The organism is Comamonas sp. 23 (assembly GCF_049601575.1).
Taxonomy (GTDB): domain Bacteria; phylum Pseudomonadota; class Gammaproteobacteria; order Burkholderiales; family Burkholderiaceae_C; genus Comamonas; species Comamonas squillarum.
This window is the reverse complement of sequence record NZ_CP187127.1, coordinates 1,265,408-1,288,429: the sequence shown is the minus strand read 5'-3', so window position 1 is coordinate 1,288,429 and position 23,022 is coordinate 1,265,408. Positions and strand designations below refer to the sequence as shown.

At 62.8% G+C, this 23,022-nt stretch carries 23 protein-coding genes; 14 read left to right on the top strand and 9 right to left on the bottom strand.

Annotation, left to right across the window (positions count from 1 at the left end; all coding sequences use genetic code 11):
* Positions 1 to 58: 58 nt before the first annotated feature.
* On the bottom strand, positions 59 to 337 hold the full coding sequence (locus ACPEE1_RS05760) for a hypothetical protein (RefSeq protein WP_116927070.1): 279 nt from the start codon (positions 335 to 337) through the stop codon (positions 59 to 61).
* Positions 338 to 416: 79 nt separating this feature from the next.
* Here ACPEE1_RS05760 and hemA point away from each other — a divergent pair, with 79 nt between their 5' ends.
* From hemA to ACPEE1_RS05730, 6 genes are all read left to right on the top strand, one after another.
* The gene (hemA, locus tag ACPEE1_RS05755) at positions 417 to 1,733 is read left to right on the top strand and encodes a glutamyl-tRNA reductase (RefSeq protein ID WP_021027824.1); all 1,317 of its coding nucleotides are present in this window, start codon (positions 417 to 419) and stop codon (positions 1,731 to 1,733) included.
* Between the two features lie 126 nt (positions 1,734 to 1,859).
* The gene (prfA, locus tag ACPEE1_RS05750; protein WP_116927072.1) at positions 1,860 to 2,945 is read left to right on the top strand and encodes a peptide chain release factor 1; all 1,086 of its coding nucleotides are present in this window, start codon (positions 1,860 to 1,862) and stop codon (positions 2,943 to 2,945) included.
* Between the two features lie 8 nt (positions 2,946 to 2,953).
* Positions 2,954 to 4,978, top strand: coding sequence for a PEP/pyruvate-binding domain-containing protein (locus ACPEE1_RS05745; RefSeq protein WP_423935512.1), 2,025 nt, complete (start codon positions 2,954 to 2,956; stop codon positions 4,976 to 4,978).
* A gap of 29 nt (positions 4,979 to 5,007) precedes the next feature.
* Entirely contained in the window at positions 5,008 to 5,874 is an 867-nt protein-coding gene (gene prmC / locus ACPEE1_RS05740) for a peptide chain release factor N(5)-glutamine methyltransferase (RefSeq protein WP_182343451.1), read from the top strand.
* Between the two features lie 109 nt (positions 5,875 to 5,983).
* Positions 5,984 to 6,304 carry a Grx4 family monothiol glutaredoxin gene (gene grxD / locus ACPEE1_RS05735; RefSeq protein WP_021027821.1) on the top strand — a complete coding sequence of 107 codons (321 nt, stop codon included), beginning with the start codon at positions 5,984 to 5,986 and terminating at the stop codon, positions 6,302 to 6,304.
* A 348-nt stretch (positions 6,305 to 6,652) separates the two neighbouring features.
* Positions 6,653 to 7,993, top strand: a complete 1,341-nt coding sequence (locus tag ACPEE1_RS05730; protein ID WP_182343453.1) for a hemolysin family protein — start codon at positions 6,653 to 6,655, stop codon at positions 7,991 to 7,993.
* A gap of 92 nt (positions 7,994 to 8,085) precedes the next feature.
* Here the strand turns inward: ACPEE1_RS05730 and ACPEE1_RS05725 are convergent, their stop codons facing one another.
* Together ACPEE1_RS05725 and ACPEE1_RS05720 are read right to left on the bottom strand one after the other, a co-directional pair.
* Positions 8,086 to 8,697, bottom strand: coding sequence for a lytic transglycosylase domain-containing protein (locus ACPEE1_RS05725; protein ID WP_232539431.1), 612 nt, complete (start codon positions 8,695 to 8,697; stop codon positions 8,086 to 8,088).
* Between the two features lie 126 nt (positions 8,698 to 8,823).
* Complete coding sequence (locus tag ACPEE1_RS05720; RefSeq protein ID WP_116927076.1) at positions 8,824 to 10,563, bottom strand: proline--tRNA ligase; 1,740 nt, start codon at positions 10,561 to 10,563, stop codon at positions 8,824 to 8,826.
* A 92-nt stretch (positions 10,564 to 10,655) separates the two neighbouring features.
* Here ACPEE1_RS05720 and ACPEE1_RS05715 point away from each other — a divergent pair, with 92 nt between their 5' ends.
* On the top strand, positions 10,656 to 11,354 hold the full coding sequence (locus ACPEE1_RS05715; RefSeq protein WP_182343455.1) for an RNA pyrophosphohydrolase: 699 nt from the start codon (positions 10,656 to 10,658) through the stop codon (positions 11,352 to 11,354).
* 139 nt (positions 11,355 to 11,493) lie between these two features.
* Here ACPEE1_RS05715 and proB read toward each other — a convergent pair whose 3' ends face one another.
* From proB to rplU, 4 genes are all read right to left on the bottom strand, one after another.
* The gene (proB, locus tag ACPEE1_RS05710) at positions 11,494 to 12,633 is read right to left on the bottom strand and encodes a glutamate 5-kinase (RefSeq protein WP_116927078.1); all 1,140 of its coding nucleotides are present in this window, start codon (positions 12,631 to 12,633) and stop codon (positions 11,494 to 11,496) included.
* 84 nt (positions 12,634 to 12,717) lie between these two features.
* Positions 12,718 to 13,833, bottom strand: coding sequence for an Obg family GTPase CgtA (obgE, locus tag ACPEE1_RS05705; RefSeq protein WP_116927079.1), 1,116 nt, complete (start codon positions 13,831 to 13,833; stop codon positions 12,718 to 12,720).
* Positions 13,834 to 14,022: 189 nt separating this feature from the next.
* A complete protein-coding gene (gene rpmA, locus ACPEE1_RS05700) occupies positions 14,023 to 14,283 on the bottom strand; it encodes a 50S ribosomal protein L27 (protein ID WP_021027814.1) in 261 nt (86 codons plus the stop codon).
* A 15-nt stretch (positions 14,284 to 14,298) separates the two neighbouring features.
* On the bottom strand, positions 14,299 to 14,610 hold the full coding sequence (gene rplU / locus ACPEE1_RS05695) for a 50S ribosomal protein L21 (RefSeq protein ID WP_027011098.1): 312 nt from the start codon (positions 14,608 to 14,610) through the stop codon (positions 14,299 to 14,301).
* Between the two features lie 267 nt (positions 14,611 to 14,877).
* Between rplU and ACPEE1_RS05690 the strand changes: the two genes are divergently transcribed.
* The 7 genes from ACPEE1_RS05690 (at position 14,878) to ACPEE1_RS05660 (ending at position 21,476) form a co-directional block, all read left to right on the top strand.
* The gene (locus ACPEE1_RS05690) at positions 14,878 to 15,807 is read left to right on the top strand and encodes a polyprenyl synthetase family protein (protein WP_182345844.1); all 930 of its coding nucleotides are present in this window, start codon (positions 14,878 to 14,880) and stop codon (positions 15,805 to 15,807) included.
* Positions 15,808 to 15,972: 165 nt separating this feature from the next.
* A complete protein-coding gene (gene pilB / locus ACPEE1_RS05685) occupies positions 15,973 to 17,706 on the top strand; it encodes a type IV-A pilus assembly ATPase PilB (protein WP_116927081.1) in 1,734 nt (577 codons plus the stop codon).
* Positions 17,707 to 17,726: 20 nt separating this feature from the next.
* Positions 17,727 to 18,947, top strand: a complete 1,221-nt coding sequence (locus ACPEE1_RS05680; protein WP_116927082.1) for a type II secretion system F family protein — start codon at positions 17,727 to 17,729, stop codon at positions 18,945 to 18,947.
* 2 nt (positions 18,948 to 18,949) lie between these two features.
* Positions 18,950 to 19,825: a prepilin peptidase gene (locus ACPEE1_RS05675; protein WP_116927083.1), complete on the top strand. Its 876-nt coding sequence runs from the start codon at positions 18,950 to 18,952 to the stop codon at positions 19,823 to 19,825.
* A 1-nt stretch (position 19,826) separates the two neighbouring features.
* Positions 19,827 to 20,456 (top strand): dephospho-CoA kinase, encoded by a 630-nt coding sequence (gene coaE, locus ACPEE1_RS05670; RefSeq protein ID WP_423935506.1) that lies wholly within the window; start codon positions 19,827 to 19,829, stop codon positions 20,454 to 20,456.
* Positions 20,457 to 20,459: 3 nt separating this feature from the next.
* Positions 20,460 to 21,215 carry a cell division protein ZapD gene (gene zapD / locus ACPEE1_RS05665; protein WP_423935504.1) on the top strand — a complete coding sequence of 252 codons (756 nt, stop codon included), beginning with the start codon at positions 20,460 to 20,462 and terminating at the stop codon, positions 21,213 to 21,215.
* A gap of 48 nt (positions 21,216 to 21,263) precedes the next feature.
* Positions 21,264 to 21,476: a DNA gyrase inhibitor YacG gene (locus ACPEE1_RS05660; RefSeq protein WP_116927086.1), complete on the top strand. Its 213-nt coding sequence runs from the start codon at positions 21,264 to 21,266 to the stop codon at positions 21,474 to 21,476.
* A gap of 47 nt (positions 21,477 to 21,523) precedes the next feature.
* Here the strand turns inward: ACPEE1_RS05660 and ACPEE1_RS05655 are convergent, their stop codons facing one another.
* Together ACPEE1_RS05655 and ACPEE1_RS05650 are read right to left on the bottom strand one after the other, a co-directional pair.
* A complete protein-coding gene (locus ACPEE1_RS05655; RefSeq protein WP_182343463.1) occupies positions 21,524 to 21,997 on the bottom strand; it encodes an NUDIX domain-containing protein in 474 nt (157 codons plus the stop codon).
* Positions 21,998 to 22,035: 38 nt separating this feature from the next.
* Positions 22,036 to 22,992 carry an ATP-binding protein gene (locus tag ACPEE1_RS05650; protein WP_116927088.1) on the bottom strand — a complete coding sequence of 319 codons (957 nt, stop codon included), beginning with the start codon at positions 22,990 to 22,992 and terminating at the stop codon, positions 22,036 to 22,038.
* Between the last annotated feature and the right edge of the window lie 30 nt (positions 22,993 to 23,022).

Here is a 23,022-nt window from a genome sequence, read left to right as displayed (position 1 = left end):
GTCTGAATTGTAAAGAAACGTATAGCAAGCGCCGCAGAAAATAATAAGAGCCTCGGTATCAACGCCGCCAGCCACCCAGCACCACCCACTGGCTGCTGGCCAGTGCCATCACCAAAAGCGCATAGCCCATCAGGCTGCCGTCGCGGCCCTGCCACAGCAGCGCGACAAAGAGCGCAGCGCAGCCGACCAGAAAATGCAGCGCCAGCTGGCCATACCAGGGCAGCAGCGGCGTGGCCTTGTGTGCAAACAGCCAGCGGGCAAGCACCAGCAGCAGCGCCAAAAAGGCGGCCGGGGCACAGAAGTTCAGCAGATGCCAGAGGCTGGTGGTGGCAAGCATGGAGCGGACAGGTTGATATAAGTCAAGCTGGTACTGATACGACAAGCAATGGATTTACAGAGATTTTATAATCCCTGGCATGGCAGTTTGGGCCCTGGGCATCAACCACACGACGGCACCGGTCGACATTCGCGGCCGGTTTGCATTTGCACTCGACAAGATTGCGCCAACTTTGCAGAGTTTGCGCAGCACGATCTCGGGTGTGCATAGCCACGCCGGTGTGGAAACCGCCATCCTGTCCACCTGCAACCGCACCGAGATCTACTGCGCCGCCCAAGAGCCGGCGCTTGACCACACCCTGCGCTGGCTGGCCCAAAGCGGCGACCTGCCCGCCGAGGCGCTGAAAAACTACACCTACACCCTGCAAAACGACCTGGCCGCCCGCCACGCTTTTCGCGTCGCCAGTGGGCTGGACTCGATGGTGCTGGGCGAGGCCCAGATCCTGGGCCAGATGAAGAACGCCGTGCGTGCGGCTGAAGAAGCCGGCTCGCTGGGCACCACGCTCAACCAGCTGTTCCAGCGCAGCTTTGCCGTCGCCAAGGAAGTGCGCAGCGCCACCGAAATTGGCGCGCACAGCATCAGCATGGCCGCTGCTGCCGTGCGCCTGGCCGGCCAGCTGTTTGAAGACCTCACCAAGATCCGCGTGCTGTTTGTTGGCGCTGGCGAGATGATTGAGCTGTGCGCCACCCATTTCGCGGCCAAGCAGCCGGCCCACATCACAGTGGCCAACCGCACCTTGGAGCGCGGCGAAAAACTGGCGGGCCACTTTGGCGCCAGCACCATGCGCCTGGCCGATCTGCCCGACCACCTGCACGAATACGACGCCATCATCAGCTGCACCGCATCGAGCCTGCCGATCATCGGCCTGGGCGCGGTCGAGAGCGCGCTGAAAAAACGCAAGCGCCGCCCGATCTTCATGGTGGACCTGGCCGTCCCCCGCGATATCGAGGGCGAGGTCAAGAACCTGGGCGATGTCTACCTCTACACCGTGGACGACCTGGCCCATGTGGTCAAGGCCGGCCAGGAGCAGCGCCAGGCGGCCGTCGTGCAGGCCGAAACCATCATCGATGCAGGTGTACAGCGCTTCATGCACTGGATGGACCAGCGCGCCCCGGAAGGCGGCGCCGTGCCCTTGATCCAGCAGATCAATGCGCAGGCCGACGTCTGGCGTGCGCTGGAGATCGAGCGCGCAAAAAAGCGCCTGGCCAAGGGCGAAGACATGGACGCGGTGCTCGATGCACTGACACGCGGCCTGTCGCAAAAGATTCTGCACGGCACCATGGCCGAGCTGCACGCGGGCGACGCCCAGGCGCGTGCCCAGACGGCTGACATGGTCTCGCGCCTGTTCCTGCGCAGCCAACGCGGCGGCGGCAACGGCCACCAATCGGGTTTGTAGCGACGCTGCGCGGCTTGGCCGCCCTTTGCTCGCCCTCCTCGCCCCTCTTCTCCTTACTCGGCCTGCACTTTTTTTGATCTCTGCTTTTTTGCAGCGCATGCGCAGGCCCTGCCTTATCAGGTCGCCATGAAAGACTTTCTCCGCCAACAGCTGGAACGCTATGCCGAGCGCCTCAATGAGCTCAATTTTCTGCTCTCGCGCGAGGACATCATGGCCAACATGCCGCAGTTCCTCAAGCTCTCGCGCGAACACACCGATGTCGCCGCCGTGGCCGAGCGCTTTGCGCGCTACCAGCAGATCGAATCCGATATCGAAGGCGCCAAGGAAATGCTGGCCGACCCGGACATGGCCGACATGGCGCGCGAAGAGATCAGCAGCGGCGAGGCCGAGCTGCAACAGTTGGCCGCGCAGCTGCAGCGCATGCTGCTGCCCAAGGACCCCGACGATGCCCGCCCCGCTTTTGTCGAAGTGCGGGCCGGCACCGGCGGTGATGAATCGGCGCTGTTTGCCGGCGATATCACGCGCATGTACACGCGCTACGCCGAGCGCATGGGCTGGCGCGTCGAGATCATGAGCGCCAACGAGGCCGAGCTGGGAGGCTACAAGGAAGTGGTGCTGCGCATTGACGGCGGCGACAACGTCTATGGCACCTTGCGCTTTGAATCGGGCGGCCACCGCGTGCAGCGCGTGCCCGCCACCGAAACCCAGGGCCGCATCCACACCAGCGCCTGCACCGTGGCGGTAATGCCCGAGCCCGATGAGCAGCAGGCCATCACCCTGAACCCGGCCGATCTGCGCATCGACACCTTCCGCGCCAGCGGCGCCGGTGGCCAGCACATTAACAAGACCGACTCGGCCGTGCGCATCGTCCACTTGCCCACCGGCATCGTCGCCGAATGCCAGGACGGCCGCAGCCAGCACAGCAACAAGGCCAAGGCGTTGCAGGTGCTGCAGGCCCGTATCCAGGAAAAAGAGCGCAGCGAGCGCGCTGCCAAGGAAGCGGCGATGCGCAAGGGCCTGATCGGCTCGGGTGATCGCTCAGACCGCATCCGCACCTACAACTTTCCCCAGGGCCGGGTCACCGACCACCGCATCAACCTGACCTTGTACAAGCTGAGTTTCATCATGGACGGTGACCTCAGCGAACTGATGGAAGCGCTGCAGTCCGAACGCGAGGCCGAATTGCTGGCCGAGCTGGAAGTCAACCAATAAGGCCTGCGATGCCCAGCCACCACCCCGGTTTTGCAGGGCGCGCGGCCTGGCGTGCTGCGGGATACATGGCGCTGGCCTTGGCCGCGAGCAGCGCCTCGGCGCAGCTGGCGCGCAAGCCTTCGATGTACGAGGATGGCCGCGCGCCGCAAGAGCTGATCGCCAGGCCAGGCAGCCCCTCACCGGCGCAGGCCATGGGAAACCACAGCAGCCAGCCCTTTGCCGCTGATCTGATGAGCCATGCCGCCTTTGACCAGCTGGCGCGCGTCTACAACGCCGGCACGCCGCTGGCCCAGCCCCATGTGATCTTTGTGATCGACCGCCAGGCACAGCCTGCAGCGCGGCTGTACTTCATCAACACCCCACGCTTTCAGCTGCACGACCGCTTTTTGCGCGAGCAAGGCCTGCTGCGTGGCGGCAGGGAGGCGCTGAACCGCAATTACCGCGATGCAGGGCGCCGCTTTATCCTGGGCACCCTGAGCTGGCAGCCGCAGATCAACGGCTTTGTCTATGAATTCTGGGAAGGCGACCAGCTGACCGCCAGCCTGCTGCGCGAAACCGAGGCCCAGCTGCGCAGCCACTTTTTTGCAGCGGTGCAGTTCAAGGCCAATGCCAGCGCGCAAGAGCAGGTGGCGGTCGCCGCAGGCATCCCCGCAGTGACGCAAAGCGCGCTGATCGGCCAGCAACGCTTTTTGCCGCTGAACACAGGCCAGGCCGTGGGCCGCCTGCGTTTGGTAGACGATATCGACCAAGTCCATGACCTGCTGCCCAGCGACATCGTCGTGCTGCGCCAGGTGCCCATCGCGCTGCCGCCTGTGGCAGGCGTGCTGACCGAGCAGCCCTCGACCATGGTCTCGCACGTGAACCTGCTGGCCAAAGGCTGGGGCGTACCCAACGCCTATGTGCGCGATGCCAGCCAGCTGCTGGCGGCGTACAACGGCCAATGGGTGCACTTGGCGGTCAGCGCCAAGGACTACCAGCTGCGTGCCGCCACCGATGCCGAGCGCGACCAAGCCATAACGCGATCAAAAATCAAACGCAGCATCGCCGGCGCCAGCATCCAGAAAGACACCCACAGCACCGCACTGCAGCCTCTGGCCGCCCTGCGCGCTGCCAACCGCCGCCAGTGCGGGGCCAAGGCTGCCAACCTGGGAGAAGTGCGGCATGCGGGCATTGCCGGGGTCAGCGTGCCCCATGGTTTTTGCCTGCCCTTTGGCGCCTATGCCACCGCGATGCAGCGTTTTGGCCTGGCCGAAAAAGTCGCGCGCATGCAGCAGCAGCCGGGCTTTGACAGCGACGCCGCCGTGCGCCGCAATGCGCTGGCTGCGCTGCGCGCCGAGATCGAACAGATGCCGCTCGATGCCGCATTTGCCAGCAGCCTGCAGGCGCGCTGGACCAGCCAGCTGCAGCAGGCCGGCGTGTTTGTGCGCAGCTCGTCAAGCTCAGAGGATTTGCCCGGCTTCAGTGGCGCGGGCCTCTACACCACGGTCCCCCATGTGAAGGGCGAAGCAGCCTTGCTCGATGCCGTGCGCAAGGTCTGGGCCTCGGTCTTCAACTTCGAGGCCTGGGAGGCGCGCCGTGCCGCTGGCATTGCGCAGGATGCCGTCGCGATGGCGGTGCTGGTGCAGCAGGCGGTGGACTCCGAGGCCTCGGGCGTCATGGTCACGCGCGACCCGCTGGGCAGCACCCCGCACAGCATCTTTATCGCCGCCAAGCGCGGCATTGGCATCCGCGTGGTGGAAGGCCGGCGCGTGGCAGAGCAGGTGCTGTACTCGCGCCGCAGCCAGGCCGTGCAGGTGCTCAGCCGCTCGGCCGAGGACACCGAGCTGCGCCTGGCGCCCGGCGGCGGCGTGCAGGAGGTGGCCGTGGCGCAGCGCCAGGTGCTCAGCGATGCGCTGGTCAAACGTCTGGCCCATGCCGGCGCTGCGATCGAAAAGCAGTTTGGCGGCCGCACCCAGGATATTGAATGGGCCATTGCCGGTGACCAGATCCTGGTCCTGCAATCTCGGCCCTTAGTGCAGGCCGCCCGCCCATAAGCGGCAGCAACAGCGAATCGCGTATCGACATGAATGCCTCCACCCCCGACACCCCCATCACGCTCACCCAGGCGCTGGCGCAAGCTGCTGCGCTGGGCATCGCCCGTATCGATGCGCAGATGCTGCTGCTCCACCTCTGCGGCCAGCCCACCCATGCGCGCGCCTGGCTCATCACCCATGATGGCGATCGCCTGAGCAGCGCGCAGACTGCGCAGTGGCAGCAGTGGCTGCAGCGCCGCGCCGATGGCGAACCGGTGGCCTACCTGACGGGCCACAAATGCTTTTACGGGCTGGACCTGGCCGTGGACGGCCGCGTGCTGGACCCGCGCCCCGATACCGAAACCCTGGTGGACTGGGCGCTGGAGCTGCTGCCCGATGCCGCCCCGGGCCAGCCGGCCTTGCGCCTGGCCGACCTGGGCACCGGCAGCGGCGCGATTGCACTGGCCTTGCAGCATGCGCTGCCCGCCGCCGAGGTCTGGGCGGTCGATGCCAGCACCGATGCGCTGGCCGTTGCCCAGGCCAATGCGGCGCGGCTGCAGCTGCCGCTGCGCTTTGCGCACAGCCACTGGCTGTCGGCGCTGCAAGGACCGTTTGATGCCCTCGTCAGCAACCCGCCCTACATCCGCGACGACGACCCGCACATGCCCGCGCTGCGCCATGAGCCGCGCCAGGCGCTCACCAGCGGGGCCGATGGCCTGGACGACATCCGCCATATCGTCGATGCGGCACCCGCATACCTGCGCGTGGGCGGCTGGCTGCTGATCGAGCATGGCTGGGACCAGGCAGAAGCGGTGCGTTCACTGCTGGCCCAGCGCGGTTTTGCCCAGGTGCAAAGCCGCAAGGACCTCGCAGGCATCGAGCGCGCCAGCGGCGGACAATGGCCTTCCGTGAAATAATAGTGACCATGCCCGCGCTTGAACTGCGGCAAAACGCCCGCATTTGGGTAGCTCATCCAAGCGCTGACCCGATTACATTGCAACCCACACGCCCCGACGGAGCCCATCCATGAGCGATACCCAACAACGCATCGACCAGCTGGTCAAAGGCCATGACATCGTGCTGTTCATGAAGGGAACGGCCAGCTTTCCGCAATGCGGATTCTCCGGCCGTGCCATTCAGATTCTCAAAGCCAGTGGCGTGGAGACCCGTGGTCTGACCACCGTCAATGTGCTCGAAGACCCCGAGATCCGCCAAGGCATCAAGGACTACAGCCAGTGGCCCACGATCCCGCAGCTGTATGTCAAAGGTGAATTCATCGGCGGCTCGGACATCATGATGGAAATGTATGAATCGGGCGAGCTGCAGCAACTGGTGGCCACGCTCTGATCGTCTAGCGCCCGAGTTGGCCAGCCGCAACCAAGCCGCCTTGTGAGGCGGCTTTTTTGTGCCCGGCTAGCGCCGCAGACCCGCGTGCAGGGCGGTGCGATGGCAACACACAATGGCCTTGCCCGCAGCCATAGCCGGTCGGCTGGGGTAAGCTTGACACCCGCAGCACCACCGCGCATCGCCCGCCCGCTATGGGCCTCCAGCGCCTGCTGCCAAAAGCACTTGCCAGTCTCCAGACGGGCATGCGAACATTGAACACCGATTCAAACCGGTGGCGCACCGCGCGCCACCACCGCTTTTGCCGAAAAATGTGAGCAGCCGGTCTGCACTGCTCCCACATGGATGTCTATGAATCTTACGCAGAGTCTCTTTGTCATTGCCTTGCTGATCAGCTTGAGCGCCTTTTTCTCCATGGCGGAGATATCGCTGGCCGCCTCGCGCCGCCTGCGATTGCGGCAGATGGTCGATGACGGAGACCCGCGTGCAGAGCGTGTGATGAAGGTCCAGGAGCAGCCCGGTGAGTACTTCACCGTCGTGCAGGTGGGCCAGAATGCGGTGGCCATTCTCGGCGGTATCGTTGGCGAAGGGGCGCTCAGTCCCTTTGTCTCAGGCATCGCCAGCCGCTGGCTGGAGCCGGCCACCGCGCAGACCATCGGTTTTCTGTTCTCGTTCACCGTGGTCACTTCGCTGTTCATTTTGCTCGCCGATCTGCTGCCCAAGCGCTTGTCGATGGCTGAGCCAGAGGCGCTGGCGCTGCGCGTCTCGCGCCCCATGCAGTGGTGCATGACCCTTTTCAAACCCGTGGTCTGGTTCTACAGCAAGGCGGCCGATGGCCTGTTTCGCCTGCTGGGCCTGTCGACGATCCGCGATGAAAAAATCACCTATGAAGACATTTTGGCGATGACCGAGGCCGGCGCCAAGGCCGGTGTGCTGGCCGCGCAGGAGCAGCAGGTGATCGCCAATCTGTTCGAACTCGATACGCGCACCGTCGGCTCGGCGATGACCCAGCGCGACCGCATCGCCTTCTTCTACCAGGACGACAGCGACGACATCATCCGCGCCCGCATTGCCGAGGAACCCTTTTCGACCTACCCGGTCTGCGCCGGGGACATCGACCATGTGGTCGGCTATGTCGATGCCAAGGACCTGTTCCAGCGCGCGCTCAACAACCTGCCGATGAAGCTGCGGGACGAAGGCCTGGTCAAAAAGGCCCTGGTCATCCCCGACCGGCTGACCTTGGCCGAAGTACTGCAGCAGTTCCGCCAGGCGCATGAGGACTTTGCCATCATCGTCAATGAGTACAGCCTGGTGGTCGGCGTGGTCACGCTCAACGATGTGATGAGCACCGTCATGGGCGACCTGATGGGCCCGGTCGATGAGGAGCTGATCGTGCGCCGCGACGAGACCTCGTGGCTGATCGACGGCATCACCCCGATCGAGGATGTGGAGCGAACCTTGCTGCTGGACGACCTGCCGCATTCCGACGAGTACGAGACCCTGGGCGGCTTCTTGATGGTGATGCTGCGCCGCATCCCGCGCCGCACCGACAAGGTGGTCTGGGGCAAGTACCAGTTCGAGGTGATGGACGTGGACAGCTACCGCATCGACCAGGTGCTGGTCACCATCGTGGACCCCAACAAGGTGCCCGATTCACCGCTGCCGCCGGCCACTGGCAGCCTGGTCGCCTGACACCTACCAAGCCTTTAGCCCGATGAAAAAGCCACCGCATGCGGTGGCTATCTTTGTGCGGCAGCGCTGGCAGGCGCCGCGGACCTTCGTCTTCAGGCTTCGACCTTGTTCTCGAACAGCCACTGGCGCTGCGCGCCGTAGACCAGGTTGGGGTAGGTGTCCTTGCCACGGCTGCCGTTGTAGCGGCCCAGCGCCATGAACAAATCGCCCTTCTCGCGGTCCAGGTAGTGGCGCAAAATCACGCAGCCAAAGCGCAGATTGGTCTGCATATGGAACAGCTTGGCCGGGTCGCCATCGCCGATCACCCGGGTCCAGAACGGCATCACCTGCATGTAACCGCGAGCCCCGACATTGGACATCGCGAACTTGCGAAATCCGCTCTCGACCTGGATCAGGCCCAGCACCAGCGATTCATCGAGGCGCGCACGCCGGGCCTCGTACCAGACGGTCTGCAGAAAATCGCGGCGCACTTCCCAGTCCGGTTTGCGCCGGCGCAGGCGGTCGCTCATCGCGCCCAACCAGCGCAGGTAGACGATCTTGGCCTCGGTCGAGACAAACACCGGCTCCGGTGGCGCGGCGCTGCCGATCGCTGCCGTGAGTGCCGAGCGCACCGAGTCGATCAGGGGCTCTTCCAACTGGCCACCGGCCAGCGCAGCCTGCGGCGCAGCCAGCCAGGCGCCTGGCCCGGCCAGCAACGATGCCATGGCCGCGCGGCGTGATACGCCCGCAGGTAAAGCAATGCGTGAGCCTGACATCCTCGATCGATCCCTCTGTGACTGTATTTGTGCTGTGCCTGCGGCAGGGGCTGCGCGTGCAGCCCATGGCCCGCATCAGGCCAGGCGGCTGGTGAGGAAGCTGAACACCTCGTCCACAGGCACCTTGGTGGCGGCGGTCTCGCGGCGCTGCTGGTACTCGACCATGCCTTCTTGCAGGCCCCGGTCGCCCAGCACCACGCGGTGCGGCACGCCAATCAGCTCCCAATCGGCCAGCATCGCGCCCGGGCGCTCGCCGCGGTCGTCCAGTATCACATCGACGCCAGCAGCCAACAAGTCCGCGTGTAGCTTTTCAGCCGCAGTCTTGACTGCTTCGCTGCGGTCCATGCCGATGGGGCAGATCACCACGGTGAAGGGGGCAATCGCGTCCGGCCAAATGATGCCGCGCTCGTCGTGGTTCTGCTCCACGGCGGCTGCTGGCAAGCGGGTCACGCCAATGCCGTAGCAGCCCATTTCGAACTCGCTGGGCTTGCCATTTTCGGCCAGGAAGGTGGCCTTCATCGCCTTGGAGTACTTGGTGCCCAGGTAGAACACATGGCCGATCTCGATACCACGCTCGATGGCCAGCTCGCCCTGGCCGTCTGGCGACAGGTCGCCCGCCACCACATTGCGCAGATCGGCGACCACGGCCGGCTCGGGCAGGTCACGGCCCCAGTTCACACCGGTCAGGTGGTAGTCGGCCTCGTTGGCGCCGCAGACCCAGTCGGCCATCACGGCGACATCGCGGTCCACCACGAGCTTGACGGGCTTTTGCAGGCCGATCGGGCCCAGGTAGCCCGGCTGGCAGCCAAAGTGCTCCTCGATCTCACTCACTGTCGCAAAACGGAAGTTGGCCAAGCCCTCGACCTTGCCGACCTTGATCTCGTTCATGTCATGGTCGCCGCGCAGCAGCAGCAGCCAGACCTGCGAGCCCAGGATGTCGCCCTTGTCATTGGTCTCGTCGGTGGCCAGCACCAGCGATTTGACGGTGTTGGCCAGCGGCAGGTTCAGCAGCTGGGCCACATCGGCGCAGGTGCTCTTGCCAGGCGTAGCCGTCTTGGTCATGGCCTGCACGGCAGCCGCACGGGGCTGGGTGGGCGCCAGGCTTTCAGCCTTTTCGATATTGGCGGCGTAGTCGCTGTTGGGGCAGTAGACAATCGCGTCCTCGCCGGTCGCGGCAATCACCTGGAACTCTTCGCTCAGGTCGCCGCCGATGGCGCCACTGTCCGCACGCACGGCGCGGTACTGCAGGCCAAAACGGTCAAAGATGCGCTTGTAGGCAGCGCGCATGGTCTGGTAGCTGATCTGGGCGGCGTCGCGGTCCTTGTCGAAGGAATAGGCGTCCTTCATGATGAACTCGCGGCCCCGCATCAGGCCAAAGCGGGGACGGCGCTCGTCGCGGAACTTGGTCTGAATCTGGTAGAGGTTCTTGGGCAGCTGCTTGTAGCTCTTGAACTCCTGGCGCGCGATGTCGGTCACCACCTCCTCGCTGGTAGGCTGGATGACAAAGTCACGCGCGTGGCGGTCCTGGATGCGCAGCAGCTCGGCGCCCATCTTGTCAAAGCGGCCAGTCTCCTGCCACAGCTCGGCGGGCTGCACCACGGGCATGGTCACCTCGATGGCGCCGGCGCGGTTCATCTCTTCGCGCACGATGGCCTCGACCTTGCGGATCACGCGCAGACCCATCGGCATGTAGTTGTAGATGCCGGCGCCAAGCTTCTTGATCATGCCGGCGCGCGTCATCAGCTGGTGGCTGGCGATTTCAGCGTCCGCAGGCGCTTCTTTCAGGGTCGAGATGAGAAATTGCGAAGCTTTCATAGTCTATGACAATGGACCTAGTAGTTGCCCCCTTGAAGATGGCTTCAAGGCGCAGGCATAATGGACACAGTTTAAAAAATTGGGGTTAGATTATGCTGGACCGAGATGGCTTTAGGCCAAACGTCGGCATCATCCTGCTCAACCAGCGCAATCAGGTGTTTTGGGGCAAGCGCATCCGCACCCATAGCTGGCAGTTTCCGCAGGGTGGTATTGACCGTGGAGAAACCCCCGAGCAGGCGATGTTTCGAGAGCTGCATGAGGAAGTGGGCTTGCGACCGGAGCATGTACGTATTGTGGCTAGAACGCGGGATTGGCTACGGTACGAGGTGCCCGAACGCTTCATCCGCCGCGATGCCAGGGGCTATTATCGCGGACAAAAGCAGATTTGGTTTTTGCTCCAGTTAACAGGCCACGACTGGGACCTGAATCTGCGCGCCACCAACCACCCGGAGTTTGATGCATGGCGCTGGAATGACTACTGGGTGCCGCTCGATGTGGTGGTGGAATTCAAGCGCGGCGTCTACGAAATGGCCTTGACCGAGCTGTCGCGTTTTGTGCCACGCAACGATCCGCGTAACCGCTATTTGCGCAGTAATGCGCGTGCGCGCGATGGTGAGCCGCATGAGCCAGACCCGGCGCTGACCGAGACCTTGCAGGTGTCGGTGACGACCACCACGGTGGTGAGCTACCACTCTCCGCTGCGCATGATGCAGGAGATGGAGCTGCCGCCCGGCGCCAGCTTTGACCCGGACCCGGGCAATGCCGGGCGTGACCCGCAGCAAAACGGCTGACAATGGCTGACGGCTGACCGGTGGCTACATGCAAAAAGCGTCCCGAGGGACGCTTTTTTGTGCTTGCACGGCGCTCGTGTGATCCGCCGCCGCAGGCCCTGTCGGGCCAAACAGGCCAAACGGGCTTAGCGGGCCCCGATCAATGCCCCGTCAATACCATGTTGTCACGGTGCAGCATCTCGGGCTCACCGGTGTAGCCCAGCAGTTGCTCAAATTCTGACGATGGCTTGCGGCACAGGCGCCGCGCCTCGGCGCTGCTGTAGTTGGCCAGGCCGCGTGCCAGCTCCACGCCTTGCGGGTCGCGCACGCCAATCACCTCGCCGCGCGAGAACTCACCATGCACGCTCACCATGCCGATGGGCAGCAAGCTCTTGCCGTCGCTGCGCAGCTTCAGGGCAGCGCCTTCGTCCACCGTCACATAGCCATGCATCTGCAGGTGGTCCATCATCCACTGCTTGCGCGCCTGGTTCTTGTGGGTATCGGCGACCAGCAAGGTGCCGATGGCCTCACCTGCGGCCAGGCGCAGCAGCACATTCTGCTCGCGCCCCCAGGCAATCACCGTGGATGCGCCCGAGCCAGCCGCGCGCTTGGCGGCCAGGATCTTGGTGAGCATGCCGCCCTTGCCAATACCGGAGCCGGCACCACCGGCCATCGCTTCGAGCTTCAGGTCACCCGCTTGCGCCTCGTGCACAAATTGGGCGTCCGGGTTCTTGCGGGGATCGGCGGTGTAGAGGCCCTTCTGGTCCGTCAGAATCACCAGCGCGTCGGCCTCGACCAGGTTGGCCACCAGCGCACCCAGGGTGTCGTTGTCGCCAAACTTGATTTCGTCGTTGACCACCGTGTCGTTTTCGTTGATGACCGGCACCACCCCCAGCTGCAGCAAGGTCAGCAAGGTGACGCGGGCATTGAGGTAGCGCTCGCGGTCGGCCAGGTCGGCATGGGTCAGCAGCACCTGGGCGCTGCCCAGGTTTTGCTCGCGCAGCTTGGTCTCGTACATCTGCACCAGGCCCATCTGGCCGACAGCCGCTGCCGCCTGCAGCTCATGGATCTCCTTGGGACGCTGCTGCCAGCCCAGGCGCTTCATGCCCTCGGCCACCGCGCCGCTGGAGACCATGATCACCTCGCGCTTGGCCCCGCCCTCGCCATGCACCAGCGCGGCGAGCTGGCGGCTCCATTCGGTGATGGCGCCTTCATCGAGGCCCTTGCCTTCGTTGGTGACCAGACTGGAGCCGACTTTGACGACGATGCGACGTGCGTCGCGCAGAACATTCGATGCCATTTTTGCTTTTTCCGGCATTGCGCCCGCCTGGCAAGCGCAAGCAGCTATCCAACAATGAGAAATCTAGGGTGCAAGGGTTGCCACTCAGTCCGGCGACGAAAAACGCGGGTCGTCCGAGAAGTCGGGCGCATCCTGCTCGGCGCCTGCCGCAAAGCGCGGATCGACCTCTTGGGGCTCCTGCTCGGCCTTTTGCATCTTGTGCACGAACTGGAAGATCTCCTTGATCAGCGGCTCGCAGCCCTCGCGGGTCAGCGCCGAGATCTCGTAGACCGGGCCCTTCCACTTGTAGCGCTTGACAAAATCCTTGACCTTGGCGACCCGCTCGTCGCCGGGCACCATGTCCAGCTTGTTGAGCACCAGCCAGCGCGGCTTGTTGTAGAGCTCCTCGTCGTACTTCTTGAGCTCGCCGACAATCGCCTTGGCCTGCGCGACAGGGTCCACGCCCTCGTCAAACGGTGCCAGATCCACAATATGCAGCAGCAAGCGCGTGCGCTGCAGGTGGCGCAGGAACTGGTGGCCCAGGCCGGCACCGTCCGAGGCGCCTTCGATGAGGCCAGGAATGTCGGCCACCACAAAGCTCTTTTCCGGCCCCACGCGCACCACGCCCAGGTTCGGGTGCAAGGTGGTGAAGGGGTAGTCGGCAATCTTGGGGCGGGCGTTGGAGACCGCCGAGATAAAGGTCGACTTGCCGGCATTGGGCATGCCCAGCAGGCCCACATCGGCCAGCACCTTGAGCTCCAGCTTCAGGTTGCGGCGCTCGCCTTTCCAGCCCGGGGTCTTCTGGCGCGGCGCACGGTTGATTGCGCTCTTGAAACGCAGGTTGCCAAAACCGCCGTCACCGCCCTTGGCGATGGTGATGACCTCGCCCGGGTTGAGCAGCTCAAACAGCACTTCGCCCGTTTGCGCATCGGTGATGATCGTGCCCACCGGCATGTGCAAGGTGATGTCCTTGCCCGCGCTGCCGAACATGTCCGATCCCTTGCCGTGCTCACCGCGCTCGGCCTCGTGGCGGCGCGAGTAGCGGTAATCGATCAGGGTGTTGAGGTTGACATCGGCCAGCGCGTACACATGGCCGCCGCGGCCGCCGTCGCCGCCATCGGGGCCACCGAATTCCTTGTACTTTTCATGGCGGAACGACACACAGCCATTGCCACCATCGCCAGCTGCAATGTCAATAAACGCTTCATCTACGAATTTCATGGTCGTTATCCACCCGCCCTGGTACAGGAATTACGGGAATTGTTCTGCTGCATACCGATACATGCAGCCTTGCCAAAACCGCTATTGTCGCACCGAGGCGCCAGGCGGTCCGGCCCAAAAACACCAAAGCCCCGACTGCGCGGGGCTTTGGACAAGGCCAATGAAGGCCTTCAAGACACTTGTCTTGTCTTAAGCAGCCTTGGTGATGCTCACCGTGTGCTTGGACAAAGCGCCCTTGGTTTCGAACGACACGTGGCCGTCCACCAGAGCAAACAAGGTGTGGTCCTTGCCCACGCCGACATTGGTGCCGGGGTGGAACTTGGTGCCGCGTTGACGCACGATGATCGAACCGGCGCTGATCAATTGACCACCGAAAGCTTTCACACCCAGCATCTTTGGCTTGGAATCACGTCCGTTGCGCGTAGAGCCGCCGCCTTTTTTCTGTGCCATGAGATATAGCTCCTGTTAAGCTGCAATCGCACCGATTTGCAGCTCAGTGAACTGCTGGCGATGGCCTTGGCGCTTTTGATAGTGCTTACGACGACGCATCTTGAAAATGCGCACCTTGTCGTGCTTGCCGTGGGCTACTACCGTAACCGTCACAGTTGCTCCGGACACCAAGGGCGTACCAACCTTCAACTCTGCGCCGTCGCCGACTGCCAGAACCTGGTCGATCACGATTTCTTGGCCTACGTCCGCAGCGATCTGTTCTACCTTGATTTTTTCGCCGGAAGCAACACGATACTGTTTGCCACCGGTTTTTATGACCGCGTACATAAGAACCTCTAAAAAGGGGATAGCTTGCAAAGAAATTTCGCAAGAGCCGAAGATTGTAGCACGGGGTCTGAAAAGACGCAAACCCTGCACGCTTTTGCACCACAACCGGGCCAGAAAGCGCATCCGCGAGACGAACAACCGGGCATGTCTGCAAGTGGCGCTGCTCTCGTTTCTATAATGCGATATCCATAAAATGCCGAGATAGCCGCCTTGTCCGAGTCCAACACTCCCAACCCGTCCAACCCCTTGAGCCTCGTCGCCGGTGATATGCGGCAGGTGGATGCCGTGATTGCCAGGCGCCTGAGCTCCTCCGTTCCACTGATCGGCGAGGTATCGCACTACATCATCTCGGCGGGCGGCAAGCGCCTGCGCCCGGCACTGCTGCTGCTGGTGGCCGGCGCGCTGGAGTACCGGGGCGAGCAGCATTTCAACCTGGCGGCGGTGGTCGAGTTCATCCACACCGCCACCTTGCTGCACGACGATGTGGTGGACGAGTCCACGATGCGGCGCGGCAAACCTACCGCCAACGAGAGCTTTGGCAATGCCGCCAGTGTGCTCGTCGGTGATTTTCTGCACTCACGCGCCTTCCAGATGATGGTTGATGCCGACAGCATGCGAGTCATGCAGATCCTGTCGGAGGCGACCAACATCATTGCCGAGGGCGAGGTGCAGCAGCTGATCAACACCCACAATGTCGATCTCGACGAGGCTGGCTACCTCTCGGTCATCCGCTCCAAAACCGCCAAGCTGTTTGAAGCCAGCGCCCGCCTTGCTGCCGTGCTGACGGACGCACCCGCAGCGCTGGAGGAGGCCTGCGCCAACTATGGCCGCTCGCTGGGCACGGCCTTCCAGGTGATTGACGACGCACTGGACTATGACGGCGACACTACCGTAATGGGCAAGAATATTGGCGATGATTTGCGCGAAGGCAAGGTCACCCTGCCCCTGATCATTGCCATGCAGCGCGCCAGCGCCGATGATAGGCAGATGATTGTCAGCGCGATTGAGCAGGGCTCCACCCCGCATATGGCCCATATCGTGCAGGTCGTCAAGGACACCGGCTCGCTGCAAGCCACGCGGGCAGCGGCTGCGCTGCAGGCCCAGGAGGCCATCGACTGTCTGGCTTTATTGCCCAGCAATGCCTACACCCAGGCACTGACCACACTGGCCTCGCAGTTGCTGGACCGCCGAGAGTAAGCACCAAGGCGAGTGCACATGGGCCAAGGGTACCGTGCAGACTGTCGCAGATCCACTGCAGTGGCGCGGCCTGCAGGGTGCATTTCTTTGTTAAATCTCCGAACAACTGCTACAGTTTGCCGGATTACGCAGCGAGGCTATCGACGATAGGCGTCTTCCCTTTACATGCCTGACATCAACACCCCCCCCAAAGCCGTCGCCCTCCCCGGCATTGCCAGAGCGCTGGTAGCCAGTGGAAAGCTTCCTGTTGCCAAGGCGGAGGCCTTGTACGCCACCAGTCTCAAAAGCAAGAACAGCTTCATTGGAGAGCTGGTGGCCAGTGGTGCCGTCTCCGGCAGCGATGTAGCCAGCATCATCTCGACGGTCTATGGCGCGCCGCTGGTCGACCTCGATGCTATCGATTTGACCCGGCTGGCAACAGGTTTGCTTGATCCCAAACTGGCGCTCAGCAACAAGATCATTCCCCTGGCCAAACGCGGCAACCGGCTGATCGTCGTTACCGCCGACCCGACCGACCACTCGGTGGCCGAGCAGATCAAGTTCTCCACCCAGCTGAGCGTGGACTGGGTGATTGCAGAACATTCCAAGCTGGTCAAGGCGCTGGAGTCTGTTGCGAAAAAGGGCGGCGACAACATCCAGGACATGATCACCGGCGATGTCAACCTCAATGAATTCGAGATTGATGATGAGTCGGTGAACACCGACACCGCGAGCAATGACGGAGATGAGGTCGAAGATGCGCCCATCGTCAAGTTTTTGCAGAAGATGCTGATTGACGCATTCAATATGCGTGCATCGGACTTGCATTTCGAACCCTATGAGCACCAGTACCGCATCCGCTTTCGCATCGATGGAGAGCTGCGCGAAATCGCTTCGCCGCCCCCGGGCATCAAGGACAAGCTGGCATCGCGGATCAAGGTGATCTCGCGCCTGGATATCTCGGAAAAGCGCGTGCCGCAGGACGGCCGCATGAAGCTCAAGATCGGCGCGGATCGGGTGATCGATTTCCGGGTCAGCACCTTGCCCACCTTGTTCGGCGAAAAGATCGTGATCCGTATTCTCGATCCGAGCAGCGCCAAGCTGGGCATTGATGCACTGGGCTATGAGCCCGAAGAGAAGGAGCGCCTGCTCAGCGCCATCAAGCGCCCTTACGGCATGATTCTGGTCACGGGGCCCACGGGTTCGGGCAAGACCGTGTCGCTCTACACCTGCCTGAATATTCTCAATACGCCAGCGGTCAATATAGCGACTGCCGAAGACCCGTCGGAAATCAACCTGCCCGGGGTCAACCAGGTCAATGTCAATGAAAAGGCCGGTTTGACCTTTGCGACCGCGCTCAAGTCCTTTCTGCGCCAGGATCCCGACATCATCATGGTCGGTGAAATCCGTGACCTGGAGACGGCCGACATCGCCATCAAGGCGGCGCAGACCGGTCACTTGGTGCTGTCGACCCTGCACACCAACGACGCCCCCACCACCTTGACGCGTATGCGCAATATGGGGATCGCGCCCTTCAATATCGCGTCGAGCGTCATCTTGATCACCGCGCAGCGCCTGGCACGCAAGCTCTGCCCGATCTGCAAGCGCCCCACCGAAATCCCCCATGAAGCGCTGCTGGAAGCGGGCTTCAAGGAAGAGGACCTGGATGGCACCTGGATGCCCTACGAGCCCGTTGGCTGCGACGCCTGCAACAATGGCTACAAGGGCCGCCTGGGCATCTACCAGGTGATGCCCATCTCCGAAGAAACACAGCGCATCATCTTGCGCGATGGCAGCGCACTGGAAATCGCCGAGCAAGCCGACATAGAAAATGTCCGCTCCTTGCGCACGTCAGGCCTGCACAAAGTCAAAAAGGGACTGACCTCACTCGAAGAGGTCTTAGCCGTCACCAACGAATAAAGCAATGAGGGCAGGGATAAATGGCAACCACAGTCAACAAGAAAACATCGAACGAAGCCGTTTATGAGTGGGAAGGCAAGGACCGCAATGGCAAGATCGTGCGCGGCGAGTCCCGCGCGGGTGGAGAAAACCAGGTCATCGCGTCGCTGCGCCGGCAGGGCATTTTGCCGTCCAAGATCAAAAAGCGCCGCATGCGCTCGGGCAAGCGCATCAAGCCCAAGGACATCGCCTTGTTCACGCGCCAGCTGGCCACGATGATGAAGGCCGGTGTGCCTTTGCTGCAGGCTTTTGACATTGTCGGCCGGGGCAGCACCAACCCCAGCGTGACCAAGCTGCTCAACGATGTACGCAGCGATGTGGAGTCGGGCTCGTCACTGAGCACCGCCTTTCGCCGCCATCCGATGTACTTCAATGCGCTGTATTGCAACCTCGTCGAGGCCGGTGAGGCAGCCGGTATTTTGGAAGGCCTGCTCGACCGCTTGGCCACCTACATGGAAAAGACCGAGGCCATCAAGAGCAAGATCCGCTCGGCCCTGATGTACCCGACTTCGGTGATCATCGTCGCCTTTGTCGTGGTGGCCATCATCATGATCTTTGTGATTCCGGCGTTCAAAGAGGTTTTCACGTCGTTTGGCGCCGACCTGCCCGGCCCCACCTTGATCGTGATGGCCATCAGTGATTTCTTTGTCAGTTACTGGTACCTGATCTTTTTTGGCATTGGCGGCAGCATCTACTTCTTTTTGCAGGCCTGGAAGCGCAGCGAGAAAATGCAGCGCACCATGGACCGCTGGCTGCTGAAGGTGCCGATCTTTGGCCCCTTGATTGAAAAATCCTGCGTGGCACGCTGGACGCGCACCTTGTCGACCATGTTTGCAGCTGGTGTTCCCCTGGTCGAAGCGCTGGACTCGGTCGGTGGCGCCTCCGGCAATGCCGTGTTTGCGGTGGCAACCGAGAAGATCCAGGCGCAGGTCTCTACCGGCACCAGCCTCACAGTCGCCATGTCGGATGCCCATGTGTTCCCCTCGATGGTGCTGCAGATGTGCGCGATCGGTGAGGAATCCGGCTCGATCGACCATATGCTGGGCAAAGCGGCAGACTTTTACGAAGCCGAGGTGGACGAGGCCGTTGCCGGCCTGTCCAGCCTGATGGAGCCCATCATCATCGTGTTTCTGGGCACGATCATCGGCGGCATTGTGGTGTCGATGTACCTGCCGATCTTCAAGCTGGGCCAGGTGGTGTAAGCATGTCAGAAGCGCAATTGAACACAGGGCTGTTTGCCCTGCTGGGCCTGCTGGTGGGCAGCTTTTTGAATGTCGTGGTGCACCGCCTGCCGCTGATGCTGGAGCGCCAATGGCGGCGTGATGCCCAGGACATGCTGGCAGCTACGGACAGTACCCAAGCACCGCAGGCAGCGCCTGCGGTGGAAACCAAAACAGACCGCTTTAACCTCTGGACCCCCGCCTCACGCTGCCCCCATTGCAGCCACCAGATCCGCTGGTACGAGAACGTGCCCGTGGTCAGCTGGCTTTTTCTGAAGGGGCGCTGCAGCCAGTGCAAAGCGCGTATTTCTGCCCGCTACCCCGTCGTAGAAATCGCCAACAGCCTGCTGTGGGCCTACTGCATCCACCGCTGGGGCCTGGGCGCCACGGGCCTGGCCTGGTGCTTTTTTGCATCGGTGCTGCTGACTGCGGCGCTGATCGACTGGGACACGACCCTGCTGCCCGATGACCTGACCTTGCCGCTGCTCTGGGCAGGCTTGCTGGCCAGTGCGATGGGCTGGATCGATGTGCCGCTCAAGGACTCGCTGTTTGGTGCCGCCATTGGCTACCTGGCGCTCTGGCTCATTTACTGGGCCTTCAAGCTGCTGACCGGCAAGGAAGGCATGGGCTATGGTGATTTCAAGCTACTGGCTGCGCTGGGCGCCTGGTTTGGCTGGCAAGCGCTGATACCTATTGCACTGTTTTCGTCGGTGGTGGGCGCGGTGATCGGCATTGCCATGAAGATCTTTTCCAACCTGCGCGAAGGCGGCTATATCCCCTTTGGCCCCTTTCTCGCAGGTGCCGGCTTCTTGGTCATGTGGTTCGGCACCGGTATCGTCGACCGCCTGTTGCAACCCTGATATGCGGCCGCGCATTGGCATCACCGGGGGCATTGGCAGCGGCAAAAGCACCGTCGCCCAGGGCTTTGCCCAATGGGGCTGCCATGTGATCGATGCCGACCGCATTGCCCGCGAGTTGACCCTGCCGGGCGGCGCGGCCATCGCCCCGATTGCGGCGCAGATGGGTGCCCACTTTATCGATGCGGACGGTGCGCTCGACCGCGCACAGATGCGCGAAGCCGCCTTTCGCGATCCCGCCTACAAGGCACTGCTCGAAGCGATCTTGCACCCCTTGATCCGCCAACAGATTGACCAGCAGTACCAGCATGCCTGCAGCGCCACCAATGCGCCCCTGGTAATCTTCGATATCCCGCTGCTGGCCGAGTCCAGCCAGTGGAGCCCACGCCTGGACCAGGTCATCGTGGTCGATTGCCTGGAGAGCACGCAAATAGCCCGCGTGCAGCAGCGAAACCAGCTGGCCGCGTCAGCGATCGAGGCCATCATGGCCCAGCAAGCGAGCCGGCTGCAGCGCCTGCGCAAGGCCGATTGGGTGCTGTGGAATGAAACGCTGTCGTTACAAGCGCTAGGCGAGGCCGTATTCGACCTATACAATGAATTGATAGCGAACTACCGCCCTCTGCAGCCCGACTGATCCGTGATAATTTACGAGTACCCCTTCAACGAACGTGTGCGAGCCTATCTCCGCCTGGAGTACCTGCTGCGCCGGCTTGACGTACTCCTGCAGCGCGACACGGACATCGACCACCATTTCGCCATCACCACCTTGTTCGAGGTGATGGATGTGGCCTCCCGCAGCGACCTCAAGACCGACCTGCTCAAGGACCTCGAACGCCAGCGCCAGCAGTTCAATGCCTACCGCGACAACCCGATGATCGCCGTGGACATGCTCGACAAGGTGATTGGCCAGATCGACGCTGCCCACAGCGAGTTGCGGGCCCAGAACGGCAAGCCCAGCCAGTTGCTGATCGAGAACGAATGGCTGATGGCCATCCGTAACCGCACCGGCATCCCTGGCGGCACCTGCACCTTTGACCTGCCCAGCTACCACGCCTGGCTGCATGCCGACAGCAACAGCCGCCGCACCGATCTGCAGGGCTGGACGGCCTGTTTTGCGCCGCTGGCCAGCGCCCTCATCTTGCTGCTGCGGCTCTTTCGGGATGCGGGTGCGCCGCAGCGCATTGCAACCGTGCGCGGCCAGTTCCAGCAGAACCTGCCCCAGGGCCGCATCTACCAGCTGCTGCGCCTCAAGATCAATCCGAGCTCGAGCCTCGTGCCCGAAATCAGCGGCAACCGCCTGATGATCTCGATACGCATGCTGCAAAAGACCGACAGCGGGCAGCTGGCGTTGACCACACAGGATGGCCAGTACGAGATGGTGCTCTGCGCCTGAAGACCGCGTAGCCATCGCGCCAGCCCGCAGGCACCCTACAATGCCTGCATGAGTTCTTCCGCAGACAACGCACTCCCTAGCATCCAGTGCCCCCAGTGTGGCGGCCCTTCCAGCTTTGCACGCAGCAACAGGTTTCGCCCTTTTTGCAGCGAGCGCTGCAAGCTCATTGACCTGGGCGCCTGGGGCAATGAGGATTTTCGGGTGCCCGCCCAATCGCCACCGCTGGACCAGCCCTACGGTGATCCCCGGCTGGAAGACTGAGCCCCCCGACGTTTAGCAACCGCAGCACTTGGCGGTGCTGCCGTTGCTTATTTCACTGCAGCTTGCGCCGCCTGCACATAGGCTTCCGCATCAAAAGGCAGCCCACGCTCCTCGCTCAGCCATTGCAGCACCGGGAAGGAGCCTTCCAGCACCGGGCTCACCGTCAGCGGCAACTGCTGCCAGGACATCTGCTGGCCTTCACGCATCTCAAAATCACCCGACCACTGCGTCACCTTGCACCAGTGCAAGCGCACCAAGGCATGGCTGTAGTCATGCTCGGTCACCTTCCAGGCGATGCAGTTTTCGATGCGGATGCCCAGCTCCTCGACCAGCTCACGGCGCAGCGCCTCTTCGACGGTCTCGCCCGCTTCGAGCTTGCCGCCGGGAAACTCCCACCAGCCCGCGCGGGGCTTGCCCAGGGGGCGGCTGGTTATCAGCAGGGCATTGTCACTTTCGCGGATCAGCACGCCCACAGCCACTTCGGTGTGGCTGCGGGTCTCGGTGGTATCAGTCTGGCTCATAGGTCTTCATGGGCTGCCAGCACAGCAGCCCGGTATATTCAATCCTGGGCCTCTTCGCCCAGGTCGGCCACATCGGCAATTTTCTGGCGACCTTGCACCTCGCGGTGGCTGCGGCCAGCCCAGTCACGGGCAAACTGGTGGGCCACCCGGCCGCTGCGCGAGCCGCGCTCCAGCGCCCAGACCAGGGCCTCGGGCCGGGCAGCCTCGATATCCGCCTCCGCCACACCCAGCGCTGAGAGCCACTGGCCCACTACGCGCAGGTACTCGTCCTGGCTGAACGGGTAGAAACTCACCCACAGGCCAAAACGCTCGGACAGCGAAATCTTCTCTTCCACCACTTCGCCGGGGTGGATCTCGCCGTTCTCGCCCTTTTGCTGGGCCAGGTTGTCGGTCATGTACTCGGGCAGCAGATGGCGCCGGTTGCTGGTCGCATAGACCAGCACATTCGGTGTGGCCGCAGAGACCGAGCCATCCAGGATCGACTTCATCGCCTTGTAGCCGGGCTCGCCCTCTTCAAAACTCAGGTCATCGCAGTAGATGATGAATTTCTCGGGCCGGCCAGCGACCACATCGACGATATCAGGCAGGTCGGTGAGATCGGCCTTGTCCACCTCGATGAGGCGCAGGCCCTGGGGCGCATAGGCATGCAGGCAGGCGCGGATCAGGGACGACTTGCCAGTACCGCGCGCGCCCGTCAGCAGCACATTGTTGGCGGTGCTGCCTTGCACAAACTGCTCGGTGTTGCGCGCAATCTTCTCTTTTTGCCCGTCGATGTTCTGCAGGTCGGACAAGGACATCGCCCCGACATGGCGCACCGGCTCCAGCACGCCACAGCCATTGGCCCGCTTGCGGTAGCGCCAGGCAATGGCATCACTCCAGTCGGCCGGCGCCTGCAGCGCCTGGGGCAGGACGGACTCGATGCGCTGCATCAGCTGCTCGGCGCGCTGCACCAGGCGCTCAAGCGGGGAGAGGGAAGAGTGGGAAGACTCGGTCATGGTATCCAGACGCACAGGGTTGGGATGCCA

Bases quoted from the DNA above. Each gene is read 5' to 3' on its own strand.
- ACPEE1_RS05760 (WP_116927070.1), bottom strand. From the start codon at position 337: ATGCTTGCCACCACCAGCCTCTGGCATCTGCTGAACTTCTGTGCCCCG.
- hemA (WP_021027824.1), top strand. From the start codon at position 417: ATGGCAGTTTGGGCCCTGGGCATCAACCACACGACGGCACCGGTCGAC.
- prfA (WP_116927072.1), top strand. From the start codon at position 1,860: ATGAAAGACTTTCTCCGCCAACAGCTGGAACGCTATGCCGAGCGCCTC.
- ACPEE1_RS05745 (WP_423935512.1), top strand. From the start codon at position 2,954: ATGCCCAGCCACCACCCCGGTTTTGCAGGGCGCGCGGCCTGGCGTGCT.
- prmC (WP_182343451.1), top strand. From the start codon at position 5,008: ATGAATGCCTCCACCCCCGACACCCCCATCACGCTCACCCAGGCGCTG.
- grxD (WP_021027821.1), top strand. From the start codon at position 5,984: ATGAGCGATACCCAACAACGCATCGACCAGCTGGTCAAAGGCCATGAC.
- ACPEE1_RS05730 (WP_182343453.1), top strand. From the start codon at position 6,653: ATGAATCTTACGCAGAGTCTCTTTGTCATTGCCTTGCTGATCAGCTTG.
- ACPEE1_RS05725 (WP_232539431.1), bottom strand. From the start codon at position 8,697: ATGGCATCGTTGCTGGCCGGGCCAGGCGCCTGGCTGGCTGCGCCGCAG.
- ACPEE1_RS05720 (WP_116927076.1), bottom strand. From the start codon at position 10,563: ATGAAAGCTTCGCAATTTCTCATCTCGACCCTGAAAGAAGCGCCTGCG.
- ACPEE1_RS05715 (WP_182343455.1), top strand. From the start codon at position 10,656: ATGCTGGACCGAGATGGCTTTAGGCCAAACGTCGGCATCATCCTGCTC.
- proB (WP_116927078.1), bottom strand. From the start codon at position 12,633: ATGGCATCGAATGTTCTGCGCGACGCACGTCGCATCGTCGTCAAAGTC.
- obgE (WP_116927079.1), bottom strand. From the start codon at position 13,833: ATGAAATTCGTAGATGAAGCGTTTATTGACATTGCAGCTGGCGATGGT.
- rpmA (WP_021027814.1), bottom strand. From the start codon at position 14,283: ATGGCACAGAAAAAAGGCGGCGGCTCTACGCGCAACGGACGTGATTCC.
- rplU (WP_027011098.1), bottom strand. From the start codon at position 14,610: ATGTACGCGGTCATAAAAACCGGTGGCAAACAGTATCGTGTTGCTTCC.
- ACPEE1_RS05690 (WP_182345844.1), top strand. From the start codon at position 14,878: ATGCGGCAGGTGGATGCCGTGATTGCCAGGCGCCTGAGCTCCTCCGTT.
- pilB (WP_116927081.1), top strand. From the start codon at position 15,973: ATGCCTGACATCAACACCCCCCCCAAAGCCGTCGCCCTCCCCGGCATT.
- ACPEE1_RS05680 (WP_116927082.1), top strand. From the start codon at position 17,727: ATGGCAACCACAGTCAACAAGAAAACATCGAACGAAGCCGTTTATGAG.
- ACPEE1_RS05675 (WP_116927083.1), top strand. From the start codon at position 18,950: ATGTCAGAAGCGCAATTGAACACAGGGCTGTTTGCCCTGCTGGGCCTG.
- coaE (WP_423935506.1), top strand. From the start codon at position 19,827: ATGCGGCCGCGCATTGGCATCACCGGGGGCATTGGCAGCGGCAAAAGC.
- ACPEE1_RS05660 (WP_116927086.1), top strand. From the start codon at position 21,264: ATGAGTTCTTCCGCAGACAACGCACTCCCTAGCATCCAGTGCCCCCAG.
- ACPEE1_RS05655 (WP_182343463.1), bottom strand. From the start codon at position 21,997: ATGAGCCAGACTGATACCACCGAGACCCGCAGCCACACCGAAGTGGCT.
- ACPEE1_RS05650 (WP_116927088.1), bottom strand. From the start codon at position 22,992: ATGACCGAGTCTTCCCACTCTTCCCTCTCCCCGCTTGAGCGCCTGGTG.